The sequence below is a fragment of the Pedobacter antarcticus genome, assembly GCF_900103515.1.
GTDB classification, from domain to species: Bacteria; Bacteroidota; Bacteroidia; order Sphingobacteriales; family Sphingobacteriaceae; genus Pedobacter; species Pedobacter antarcticus.
In genome coordinates, this window is record NZ_FNGZ01000015.1 from 37,937 (window position 1) to 50,219 (window position 12,283).

At 35.6% G+C, this 12,283-nt stretch carries 13 protein-coding genes; 3 read left to right on the forward strand and 10 right to left on the reverse strand.

What is annotated here, in order from left to right:
- Window positions 1–30 precede the first annotated feature (30 nt).
- The 6 genes from BLR53_RS18760 to BLR53_RS18785 all read right to left on the reverse strand — a co-directional run bounded on the left by BLR53_RS18760 (window position 31) and on the right by BLR53_RS18785 (window position 7,452).
- Window positions 31–2,607, reverse strand: coding sequence for a DEAD/DEAH box helicase (locus BLR53_RS18760; protein WP_074591757.1), 2,577 nt, complete (start codon window positions 2,605–2,607; stop codon window positions 31–33).
- A gap of 4 nt (window positions 2,608–2,611) precedes the next feature.
- Complete coding sequence (locus BLR53_RS18765; protein ID WP_074591758.1) at window positions 2,612–4,702, reverse strand: DNA methyltransferase; 2,091 nt, start codon at window positions 4,700–4,702, stop codon at window positions 2,612–2,614.
- A 373-nt stretch (window positions 4,703–5,075) separates the two neighbouring features.
- Complete coding sequence (locus tag BLR53_RS18770; protein ID WP_074591759.1) at window positions 5,076–5,327, reverse strand: hypothetical protein; 252 nt, start codon at window positions 5,325–5,327, stop codon at window positions 5,076–5,078.
- 19 nt (window positions 5,328–5,346) lie between these two features.
- Window positions 5,347–5,688 (reverse strand): hypothetical protein, encoded by a 342-nt coding sequence (locus BLR53_RS18775; RefSeq protein WP_074591760.1) that lies wholly within the window; start codon window positions 5,686–5,688, stop codon window positions 5,347–5,349.
- 28 nt (window positions 5,689–5,716) lie between these two features.
- The gene (locus BLR53_RS18780) at window positions 5,717–6,973 is read right to left on the reverse strand and encodes a Y-family DNA polymerase (protein ID WP_074591761.1); all 1,257 of its coding nucleotides are present in this window, start codon (window positions 6,971–6,973) and stop codon (window positions 5,717–5,719) included.
- On the reverse strand, window positions 6,970–7,452 hold the full coding sequence (locus tag BLR53_RS18785) for a LexA family protein (protein ID WP_083332139.1): 483 nt from the start codon (window positions 7,450–7,452) through the stop codon (window positions 6,970–6,972). Before BLR53_RS18785 ends, BLR53_RS18780 begins: the two co-directional genes overlap by 4 nt.
- A gap of 417 nt (window positions 7,453–7,869) precedes the next feature.
- On the opposite strand from BLR53_RS18785, the gene BLR53_RS18790 reads away from it, so the two are divergent.
- Window positions 7,870–8,877: an ATP-binding protein gene (locus BLR53_RS18790; protein WP_074591762.1), complete on the forward strand. Its 1,008-nt coding sequence runs from the start codon at window positions 7,870–7,872 to the stop codon at window positions 8,875–8,877.
- 22 nt (window positions 8,878–8,899) lie between these two features.
- Window positions 8,900–9,088 (forward strand): hypothetical protein, encoded by a 189-nt coding sequence (locus BLR53_RS18795; RefSeq protein WP_074591763.1) that lies wholly within the window; start codon window positions 8,900–8,902, stop codon window positions 9,086–9,088.
- 8 nt (window positions 9,089–9,096) lie between these two features.
- On the opposite strand, the gene BLR53_RS18800 is transcribed toward BLR53_RS18795, so the two are convergent.
- Window positions 9,097–9,456 carry a response regulator gene (locus tag BLR53_RS18800; RefSeq protein ID WP_074591764.1) on the reverse strand — a complete coding sequence of 120 codons (360 nt, stop codon included), beginning with the start codon at window positions 9,454–9,456 and terminating at the stop codon, window positions 9,097–9,099.
- Window positions 9,457–9,596: 140 nt separating this feature from the next.
- Between BLR53_RS18800 and BLR53_RS18805 the strand changes: the two genes are divergently transcribed.
- The gene (locus tag BLR53_RS18805; protein WP_074591765.1) at window positions 9,597–10,178 is read left to right on the forward strand and encodes a chemotaxis protein CheB; all 582 of its coding nucleotides are present in this window, start codon (window positions 9,597–9,599) and stop codon (window positions 10,176–10,178) included.
- A 223-nt stretch (window positions 10,179–10,401) separates the two neighbouring features.
- On the opposite strand, the gene BLR53_RS18810 is transcribed toward BLR53_RS18805, so the two are convergent.
- From BLR53_RS18810 to BLR53_RS18820, 3 genes are read right to left on the reverse strand one after another with little or no spacing between them, the layout of a single operon-like run.
- On the reverse strand, window positions 10,402–10,956 hold the full coding sequence (locus tag BLR53_RS18810; RefSeq protein ID WP_074591766.1) for a recombinase family protein: 555 nt from the start codon (window positions 10,954–10,956) through the stop codon (window positions 10,402–10,404).
- Window positions 10,957–10,962: 6 nt separating this feature from the next.
- Entirely contained in the window at window positions 10,963–11,154 is a 192-nt protein-coding gene (locus BLR53_RS18815; RefSeq protein ID WP_074591767.1) for a hypothetical protein, read from the reverse strand.
- Window positions 11,154–12,101, reverse strand: a complete 948-nt coding sequence (locus BLR53_RS18820) for a CHC2 zinc finger domain-containing protein (protein WP_074591768.1) — start codon at window positions 12,099–12,101, stop codon at window positions 11,154–11,156. The genes BLR53_RS18815 and BLR53_RS18820 overlap by 1 nt, the downstream gene beginning before the upstream one ends.
- Between the last annotated feature and the right edge of the window lie 182 nt (window positions 12,102–12,283).

The window sequence follows — 12,283 nt, forward strand, 5'->3', positions numbered from 1 at the left end:
TGAAAAGCACCTTACAGGTGCTTTTCATTATTAAACGCTATCCAAAAGATTGTCTAATTCGCTTGTAAACTCACCCTTTACGAGCTTTCCATTTCGTAAATGGTCAAAAAACTCTGTATAGTTGCCAGGACTTAAGAAATGAAAAATATACCTCTGCTGTATAGCTGCGCTCTCTAATATTCGATTAAGATCACTAAAGTGGTCTTTTGCATATTTATATTTAGCTTTGTTTTCATCACTATCATCACCATCAGCTTTAATTTCTACAACAACCACAAATTCTATCGCATCCTGCCTAATTAAAATAAAAAAGTCAGGATTAAATTGCTGTTGCTTTTTGGTATGGGTGCTGTCTTGTCGAGTTAAGCTATATTCAATGAAATAAAAACTTTGGTTTCTTGATTTTAACCATGCAGTTATAATTGTGGCATTTTCTTTCTTACAAAGTCCTCTTATAAAATATTCTTCTGGACTACTGCTTGAAAACACGAGATCAATAGGGGTTTTAAATAAGTATTCATTGATTTCAATACAATTGCCCCTAAAATCACGGTCCTCCTTGGTTTCCTCAAAAAGAACTCTTAAATCATCATTAGTCAGATCGTTAACATAATCTGATGAATAAAAAATACTTGCGTCCCTACGTAAAACTCCTAAAGAAATTGATTCTAAACCTCTGCTTTTACTACTTACCAAATAATAAGGAGTGGGTTTCCTTTTAAATGTTATGCTTTTAGGTTTTTTTCTTAAAAGGGTATTGAAAGCGGACAGAATAGTTTGTTTGTTAGCAATTGTCAGTTCATCACCTTCAATTTTAGCCTCCTCCATAGAATTACGGATAATCCTCTCTATAGTTTCTTTAGGAATAGAATTTGTTGTATACTCTCCGTCCTTCAACTTTAAGGCTATACCTTCAAATTTTCTACTTATAAATTCCTCGTGAATTTTATGGACGATTTTTGCTACCGGTTCAGTATCTTTTTTAACATTATAATTCTTGATAATTGTTTGGCCGTTTATATTTTCATACTCCGTAAACGTATTAAATTCTGCCGTTTGTGATTGGAGCCTTATAGTTTCCTTCCTATAATCAAAAACTTGTGTTTCCTTCGTTTCCTTTAATGTTTCCTCTCGGATGTAATCAATATTATATAAATCAAAATGAAAATTTTCTGCCCTTTCACCTTTTGAAAGAACCGTACTTATAATTTTTAATTCGTATTCCAAGATTTCGTTAACTAACGATTTTATCTTAGAACTCCAACTATCATGATTATATACTGTTACCTGCGCATTAGGATATAAATGGGGTAAACGTAATCCTCGACCTAAGACCTGGGCAATCAAAAGTTTAGAATTAAAAGCTCGTTCCTCCATAGGAACAATTTGAAAAACATTTTTTACATCCCAACCCTCTGTTAGCATAGAAACAGATATAATCCACTCAAAAGGATTTTCCTTTTCGTCTACAGATGGTAGGTGAATTTTGACATTATGCTCATGCTCTTTGGCCGAAGTCACCAATAGTATTTTTTTTCTCGCTTCTTCCTCCGTAACACCTTCTTGCTTAGCCAAAAATTCGGAAAGAATAACAAATTGCTGTTTTGCAATCCGTATGTCCTTAGTTACAAGTAGAGTCAAAGGCTTAAGCTGATTATATATCGAACCGTTATCTTGATGATTCTTATAAATTTTTTGATACTTAATATTTGGTTCGTTTTGTATTTCGTCCTTAGAAGCATAGTAAACCATTTTTACAACGCCAGACTGCATTGCATCACGCAATGAATATCTATAAATCACATCATTAAAATACTCATTATCAACATAACAAGTACCTGTTAAACCTATTAGGTATTTAAACCCGTAACCGTTATTTATCAAAAAATCCTTCCACTTCTTGATAAATTTAGCATCATCATTTGTACTGTCTATTACATTATAAGCATGATGTACCTCGTCGCTTAAAACTAAACACCTTTCTCCCTTACCGAAGCCTAAACTGTCCTGTATAGATGACTGTGCCTTTGCATATGCAGCATGTATGTTTTCAATGCAAATGTCACCTTCTGAAATAGTAGTACTTGCATCTTTAATCGTGGGATTTTTTATAGCTGCGTCGATTGGAATTGCTCCAGCTAAATAAGGATCATTGTTTAATTCATTAAACTTATCAGTTAAGCCTTTTTCAATGGTAAGTGATGGGCATAAAATTAAAATTCTATCAACCATTCCTAAGCCTAACGCAATCTGTGCAATTCCGTACATTACAAAACTCTTTCCCGTCCCAGTTGCTAAATCGAGTGTTGCAGATAAATGGCCGGGCAGTTGAATTTTTTTATGGTAATCGCTAAGGGTTTTATATCGCTCCCGTAACTCAATATTTTGGCTATAGTTTTCTTCGACAAGCTTTTCTATACTGGTATACTTACCACCAAAAAGATAAATAAGTGTGGTTATTATCGCTTCTTTCTGATACAGCCTGTTCTTACATAAAATATCGAGATATCTATCCCATTCATCTAATTTTAATACAAGAGGATTGTAACCAGATGGATTAACCTTTAAAGTTAATGATTGAGTTATAAAAGTTCGTTTATCCAGCATCGGGTTAGGTTGTTTTTAAATCTTCGGTAAACTCGTTTCCATAAATATCAATATACTTAATGCATACTCGCTCTCCTGAATTTCGCAATTCTATTTTAAGTTCACTCTGTTGCTTTAGTTCTGCTTGTATATTCTCATCATCTTCTTCTTCCACAGCATTTTTCTTTTTCTTTACTTTCAACAAATCGGCTGCAAAATGAAATTCAGTCAGGCAAAATTCTTTACCATTGAAATTATTATCAGTAATGATCATAGAAAGGCTTTCAAAGTTTTCCATTTCTCTGTCTGTACCTTCCTCGGTGTAATTACTTTTAAATTCGTAGATAGATAAAACATTCCCCTCCAACGATGACTTTACTTCTGGTTGACGGGTAAAATGAAAACCAATTGCATCATCAACATCGTTTATTTTATTCTTGCTTTGGGGCTGGCGGAATTTCTTAAACTGTTCCTTATGTAGTTCTTGTATGACCTGATAAGGTACTTTCAAAAAGTAATATCGAATATCATCTATCTCATGATAATCTGAAATAAAATCAATAGCATTAGCAGGTGCTATTATATAAAATCTTTTACCTATATGGTTTTTAATATGAGAATGTAATTCTTCTAAAAAGTCAATATCTACATTGGCCTCTGCTTTGTACTTCCAAAACTCCCAAACAAAGCAGTATGAACCGTTCCTTTCACCAGAGACTGAATAACCTTTGATCGATTTTGGCTTGGTATACTGTTCTATTTCAAATAAGTTTAAAACGAAGTTTACATATTTCTCTTTACCCAATTCGAATAGCTTAGCAAGATCGTACTGCCCAACATTAACTGTTATAAAAGATTTAGCTTGTTTCCCATATTTTTTCTTTGGATTGCTCAATGATTTGCTGTCCTGTATTGTAAGTATGCGCTTTTGCATCGTGTAGAAAGATAGTTTGCCTATATCACACGTAATCCACTTTCTGCCCAGTTTTTCTGCTGTGGCTGCAGTAGCCCCGCTACCACCAAAGAAGTCCATGACAATTTCCCCCTCTTTAGATGCGCAGGTTATAACCCTCTCCAATAATTCTTCGGGGTTTTCTGTGGGATAATCAGGGTTGAATACATATCCACTTAAATCAGTCCAAACGTTGTCTACAGGAACAATTTCAGTTTGTAGGTATTCAGGCAATCCTCTAACTTTTTCACCATTTATATCAGTAAACTGAATTTTATCATTAATTCGAATGCGCTCCGCTAAGATCATTTCATCCACCGTTTCTTGCTTGAATGTCCAATGCCTACCTTTTGGTGGGTACATAAGTTTACCGAAAATGGTGCGCTCTGGTGGATTTCGTAACCCCGGAGAACTCATGCCTCGCCAAACAAGTTCAGCAATTTCACCTGAAAACGTATCTAAACGGTGTCTATTTACTTCAGTAAAAGCATAATTTGAAGAATTTGAGTAAAAAAAGAGGCTGTCAGTTGCATGATTAAACCTGGTTAAGTTTTTCAATTGCCTTTTAAATCTATTTATTACAATTTCATTTTGAAAATTCTCTTTACCAAAAATCTCATCCAACACCAATTTAATATAATGGCCAAAATGATAATCTTGTCTTACAAAGATTAACCCATCAGGTGCCAATAACTCCTTTGCTACTATTAAACGCCGTCTTATGAATTCAACAAAATCAGCACTTTTTCTTTTTGCAGTATATCCTTTTTGACCTTTATTACCTTCATAATCGTCACCTGTGCCAAAGGGAGGGTCTATGTAAATAAGTTTTACCTTACCTTTAATTTTATCCTTTATAAGTTCATCAGCATTATGATAACAAGTTTTTAAAAACTGTAAATTGTCTCCAAAAATAATCAAGTTTCTCCAACCGTCGTCAAATAACTGCCGTTCTCCATTGAAGACTTTTTCTACTTGCAAAGGAACTGGTAATACACCGTCTTCACCCCGCAAAACATCTTGTTTCCGCATTTTTCCTGCATAGCGTAAATCATACTCTTTATGTAATGTTGGAAACAACTTTTCTTTAAAATCATCAGGGATAGGCTCTCCTAAAGATATTTTGTTTAATAAAAACTGCTTTTCTTCTAATGTTAATTGCATTTATGTAGCGATATATCCGTTAAATTTATAATTATTATAGTTTATTTTGGTGCTGATTTAATAAATCTGCAAATATACCATTATATAAGCGTTTATTTTAAAAATTCAAATAGGGTGATTCTATCAAACCTTTGTTTCAAGTGATATCCTGGAAAACAAAATGCTATCAAAAAGAGCTAAGGATCTTGGATTCGGTTTAAAAGAATGCTATCATTTAATTGGTGGCGGTGCCCTGACCTCCGGATGCTCCGGCCAAACTTTGACGGCATTATTTTAATAGTTACATTGCAACCCTACAGTAAGCGTTCTGCTTACTTTGTGATAAGGTTTAGGTTAAAAGCCTGATTCCGCAAGGGATATCGGGCTTTTTATTTTATACCTCAATTTTATTAATATCATCAATCAATCGTTTTGCATCCTTCTCAAAGTTTGCTATTATGTTGATCTTTTGGGTTGGGTCTGTTGTTACATGCCTAGCGCTATTTTCAAATAGTGCCACTTCAAGTTTACGGTTCTCCAAAGCACTGTGAGCATAAGTACTTGCAGAAGTTGCCGTTTCAATTTCCTGTTCTTTAGCATCTAACACTTGTTTAATTTTTACAATTATATCATCTAATTCTTTCATACATTTAAGTGGGTTTATGTTAAAAATACTTTTGTTTGGCTAACCAATAGCCCAACAGTGCTGATACCAGATTTGGAACGATATACTTTAAAAAGTTTTTACCCCACACATACCACCAAGGCTTGACATTATTTACTGTTTTTAAATACTCGTCATAGGTAATTCCATCATCAATGATATCAAAGGCTTTCTTTGTAAAGCGGTAAGCGCCTTGTCCAGGGGTACGTTCTAATAATCCTTCGGAATATGCCATATATACAACTTTTCTAAAATCGTTACTTACTCCTTTGTTTAAGGTTATCAAGTTTCCTTTTCCTGATTCCTCTCTTAAGAAATGGGTTATGCGCTCGTTATTGGTCATGTTCTACTAAGATACAAGATTTAGCATTCTATTGAATGACTATAATATCATCCTTATCAGTTGTAAAGTGAAGCGAAAGCTTTTCCGCTCGGGCCTTCCAGTCATGCTTATAACCCATTGATGCAAATCGTAGCTTATCACGGCCATAACGGTTATTCATAGCATCTAAAACTGCTGTTAACTTTGCATTCCGTTCTGTGTTTGGATTATCAAAAAGGTTACTCTGTATTGCGCCAATAGGCACTAAACGGGAGAGAAAAACGCCTATTCTTTTATAATTAAATCCTTTTCGGTAAATTTTCTTTAATAGCTTATTTGCTTCCTCTTTCAAAATGTGGGTATGGTAAGTAGCAACGGGTAACTCTACTTCTATGCCTTTATAGTATTGCGGTTCGTCTGTAGCAAATGGGTTCGTTTGAATGAAAACATAAATCTGCTTACAGGCTAAATTTTGCCCTCGTAGTTTATCGCAACACCGGGATAAATAAACTTCCATTGCTTCCTGCAATTCAATTTGTTCGGTTACTTTTATTCCAAATCCTTTTGCGCTCCCTATTCCTTTTTTATTTGGGACTTCATATTCAAAAGCAATTTTCTCTTTGCCGTTAAGTTCGCACCATAGCCTATACCCTACAATTGTCATCAATTCATTTACTCTGTCACCAGGCATCATAGAAAAATCGTATGCCGATTGGATGCCCATTGCCAATAGTTTTTCATTGTACTTGCCACCTATCCCCCAAACATCCCCTACGGGTAACCATTTTAATAGCCTAATTCTATCGTCGTCATTTTTTATCCGGTAGAAGCCGTTATCTGTTTCCTTTTTGGCATATTTAGTAGCTGTCTTTGCTAAAGCTTTAGTTTGGCCGATTCCGATACTGACAGGAATACCAGTATATTGAAGTATTCTCTTTTTAGCATCCATGACATAATTATCAATATCAACATACTTATGACTGTACAAATTGGCGAAAGCTTCATCAATAGAGTAAAACTCCATATCAGGGGTATAAGCTCCGAATACTTCCATAACCCGACTGCTCATATCACCATAAAGAGTATAATTAGAAGATAAGGGAACCACGCCATACTGCCCGTAGAGCATCATGGTTTTTTTAATGTTATCACCTCTTTTAATGCCCAGGGCTTTTGCTTCTTTACTTAAAGCTACAATAGTATGATCGCCATTACTTAGTATAACAACAGGCTTGCCGACCAGCGAAGGGTTAAATACACGTTCACACGAAACATAGAAAGCATCACAATCCGCATGAACAATCATATAACCTTTCTTATATGTCCGTATCTATTTTTAATACCAGATCGAGGGTCTTTAATTACCTTACTTACCACGCCCCACACAACCAAATTATCAGGGTCGGTCACTTCTAACGGTGGGTAATTTGGATTTTCAGATATCAAAAAAACCTGCTTGCCATTCTGAAAAACTTTCTTGGCCGTAAATCCACCGTCATAGGTCATAACAATAATATCGTTACTCATGGGTCGAAGCGATCTGTCAATAACCAGTATATCACCATCCGAAATACCAATTCCCTCTAATGAGGTGCCTACTGCCCTGCCGAAAAAAGTAGCCGTAGGGTTACTGGTAAAAAAATCAGTAATTGATAATCTGACTTCAAGGCTATCTGTAGCGGGTGAGGGAAAACCACATGCTATTTCGGGCGCAATAAAATAGCCGATCTCGCCATCCTTATATTCGGCTAAACATTCCTTTGACACTAATACATGATTTTCCATAAATCAAATGTAGCAAATACTAATTATATTAGCATTTAAACCGCCTGCTCTTAGGCGGGAACGTTGGCGTTTTGTGCTGTTTTTGTGGAAGTTACTTTTCTGTAAATTTTAACGCCTGCGCATAAAATTTTCATTCTAAGGGCTTTGCTTGGTGTCAATATTACCAGTTATCAACTTTAATATATATTTTTGAGCATGTTACATCTGCCCCAGGGGTGGAAGTAAGAGAAAAGATTTTTGTGATATTGCGTTATGCGGCTCGTTTTAGAAAACTGGTAATTTTTAAGAACACGAGAATAAGTACAGCGCTCATGCCAATGGTGTGGGCTTGCTTGTTTTCGTGTTCAGGTATACCAGTACCTCTAAAACAAACAAGTTTTGCCTGCGCCATTATTTTTTGAGTGCCTAAATCATACTATGAAAATAAATAATCTTATTGACCGTAACTACAAAAGCGCATCCGTTTTAGAAGATACAAGGGATATATCCATTTGGCTAAGAGAATTTGAATATCTTGCTGTTATGGATGAAGATTTAAAAATTATCGGAATAGTTACGCTTAAGGACATCCACTCAAACCCTGACAGTCGAGCGGTAATTGATATTGATTACTCAAAGCCTCAAATTCATTCTGATCAAACCATACTTGAAGTTTTGGCGATTATGAAAAATTCGCAATCTGATTTTCTTCCGGTATACGAGGATAATAATTTCATCGGTGTAATATCATTACTAAATATTACTGAACGCCTGGCGCTGCTCTTGAATGAAAAACAACAGGACTACCAAAGGGCTATCCACGACTTAAGAAACCCCGTTAGCAATATATACGGATTAACAAATATATTGGAAGTTGCATTGGATGATAAAGAAAACCAGGAACTGATACAATTGTGTACTTTTTCTTGCAAGCATGCCTTAGATATCCTGGATGATCTACTTTTTGTTGAAATGGATGAAAACAGACCACTACACAAGAGTAGCACTGAATTAAATTCTTTTTATAAGCAATGTATTATTGAACAATTAGGTCTATCCCTGCTTAAACAAATTAAGGTAACAACTGACTTTTGTGCAAGCGAAATTTTTAGGGAGATAGACAGAAATCAACTTAAAAGAGCTATCCAAAATGTATTCTCAAATGCGGTAAAGTTTTCCTATCCAAACAGCGATATAAAGGTTTCAACCAAGATTGAAGGTGAGAAATTCATTCTTAAAATAGTTGATTCAGGTATTGGTATCCCAATCAACCTACAGCCGGAGATTTTTAAGAAATTCACCATCGCACAACGCAAGGGCACAAATGGTGAAGCATCTACTGGATTAGGACTGTGCTTCACCAAACAATGTATTGAGCAGCACGAGGGAAACATTTATTTTAAAAGTTTTGAAGGAAAGGGCACGAAGTTTTATATAGAATTATAAGTTTTATTATTAACGCTACTAAATGATAGACCCACATAAAGAATATTTTACTGGCTTTGACTATGCACCCGATATGCTTTCAAAATTTATTGCAGCAGGTGACATTTTTACAATCATGTTAAAAGACGGAAATATTGTTCATTATACACCGGAAAATAAAGAGTTATTCAAAAAGTGGCTACAAGACCATAACGTCACTAATATAAGATAATTGGGGCCTTATTTTTTCTGCTTGGGGACGTACTTTCTAAGAACTGAATAAAGCAGGTCAAGATCAAAAGGCTTTTTAATGTAATCATCAAAGCCGTATTTGCTATATTCCTCGTTTATATTGTTATTGCAGCTTAAAGCTAATACTGGCAAATGAGGATATTTCTCATGAATAGCTTGACAAATTTTTATGCATTGCTTTCCATCGAAAGCATAATCGAGCATAACCACATGGGGCTTGGCCTCATTTATCAACTTCAAAAAATCATGCTCGTAATTAAGGAGAGATATAACTTTAAAGTCTTCAAGCTCTAAAGCGGTTGTAAGAACATCTAAAATTGCCTCGTCTGTTTCTTGTACAACTATCATTCAGCCCATTTTCGTTTTTTTTAAAGATAGGCAAAACAACGGTCACTATTTAAAAACCTACTTTTCCCATCTGTAACAACGTAATACCACTTCTATACTATCAGTTAGACTTTGGATTATATTATGTAGCTTGTGATGATATGAAAGAGAAATACATCATTGCTTTGGGCGCATCAGCAGGGGGAATATCCGCTTTGTCGGAATTTTTTGATAATACGCTGCCCGATGCCGTTTCATATGTTATTACTACCCATTTGTATCCACATCAAAAAAGCATGTTGACCGAAATTATACAAAAGCATAGTGCCCTTGAAGTTTGTGAAGTGGAAAATGATATGGAAATAAAACCCAACACGGTGTATGTAATGCCCGAAAATAAAACTATGTCTATACTTAATGGACAATTGGTCTTGATAAAAAGGGACTTATCTATCAGGGTAAATATGGCCATTGATATGTTTTTCAATTCCTTATCTAAAGATACCATATTTAAAACGATTGCAATTATCTTATCGGGCATGGGCGAAGATGGTACAAAAGGAGCTAAGGCTATTGCAAAAAGCGGGGGATATATTATTGCACAAATACCTATCTCGGCTGATAGCGACAGCATGCCTGAAAGTGTTATTGCATCGGGCTATGCGAATGAAATTCTTTACCCAAGACAAATGCCCCAGGCTATTATTGACTATCTTAATAAGAGATTGCTATCAAAAAGATAAATGATCAACCGGGCGGCCAATCAAAAATACTATCAAAAAGTTAAACCCGGACTTTCTCCTGAGAACTAAAGTGCTATCATAAACTTTCTTCCGGAAGATCTCCAGGAATGCTTAATGATAGCAAAACTAAAGCCGGCGCCTGGCTGCAGCTCGTTTTTTTGCTATCAGTATTTACGGTGGCCTGTCCTGATCTGCCGATGCTCCGGCCTATGTATGATAGCATTTAATAATTAATGTACTTATATACCGTGCTGTTGCTTTTAATATCCAGGGTTTTTCTAATCTCGGCAATACTAACATTTGCAGCGTATAGTTTTTTTACTGCTTTCATTTTAAGCTCGGCATCAGGCGTTAAACCTTTGGGTCGGCCTCCTACCCTGCCCCTTTCTTTTGCTGCTTGCAATCCCGCCATTGTTCGTTCGATTTGAACGCTCCTTTCGTTTTCGGAAAGAATGGCGTTTAAGCTAAACCAAATTTTTCCCATTGGCGTAGAGGTATCAATACCCTCACTTGTTGAGATAAACCGAATATCCCTTTCCTTAAATTCAGTCATAAGTTTTATAAGTTCCCATGCTGTACGGCCCAACCTGTCAATTTTCCAAACGATAACGGTATCACCGCTTCTAAGCTGTGAATATAATGTATCCCATTCCTTTCTGAATTTAACCCCGCTTTCCTTTTCAAAATATACTTTATCGCACTGATATTTATTTAAAGCATCGTCTTGAAGGTGCAAGTTTTGATCTTTCTTTGAAACCCGTTTATACCCAAAAACCATAGTATATTACTTTATGCGCTTATATGACTGCCTTAATTCTTCCAATTCATCATCGAGCCATTTTTGCAGTACCATTACCAAAACCAAATTTAGAGCAACACCAATAACAAGTACCAAAATCAAATCGGTAACCGTTGGTTCATGTACTGGGTGATAATTCCCATAGCCATTTAAGGCCAAGTAAACTTCCACATCCATCACCTTTTTATATTATAGTTTGCTGTCTGCTGATCGACTAAAAAATCATTAATATCATTAAGCCCCTTTTCAGCATAAAAAGAACTTTTATCAACGGCATTCGCTATCAAATCGGTTGCTTTTTTTGTAGCGTGTTTGCCTCCTACCCCATCACGGCCATTATCAAAATACAAATGTACAGGTATGCTTTTTTCTATCGACTTGGAATTGATCTTTTCACAAAGCACCTTAGTTAAATTTCCCGTTCCATTAAGCAAAATTGCAAAATAGCTTTCATCAGGAAACAAATGCCTGTAACTGGCAAAATCCATAGACCCCTCAAATACCTTTATGCTCTGCGGGTTATTTCTAATGGTATAAGTAGATATACCGCCACCGTTCAGATTGCCCTTATACACTTTTGATCGCACGGCATAACCGTTATTTGCATTTAGAAAACCTATGGCGAAAAATTTATCATCACCATTTGACCAGTGAACTTCTTTTGCCACCCCTGCAACATCTTTAAGTTCTAAGCCTCGACTTTGCAGGTAACTAATTAGTGCCGGGTGCTGCACTTTGTCAAGAACCTTTTTTATTTCAATGTTATATTCGGTTTCCCCGTTCTTTTTATAAAAAGCCTGGTACCCGTCTGCGATAATATCGCTATTGTTTGATAGACGCTTTATTGCCTCAACAAAAGTTTTGTTCTCAAATTTCTGTACTGCTTTGATAATGTCGCCCCCTTCACCCAAAGCATGATCATACCAAAGGTTGTCCTTATCCTTAATACTAATAGAACCTGTCTTTTGATGCTCGAAACCAAAAAAGTACTCTTTGCCTTTCTTACCGTCATACCTCAACGTGCCCATGCTCTCCAATTTAAAAAAGTAGTCAAGTAACGGTATTTCAGATTTTAGCCTTGCAGCTTCTGCAATTAATGCTGCATAATCATTTTGGGTCTTCATAATCTTTACATTTAAAGGTATCAATAAAATTATTAGGTGTAATCATTTTGTGTAATAGTTTTTTGTAATACATAAAGGATAAAAAAACCGACATTTCATCGGTTACGGGAGATTACAGTAAAACGAACGTTTTTATGTAACTTAAATCTTATTCTATTGCCATAATTGATCATTAATTGAAT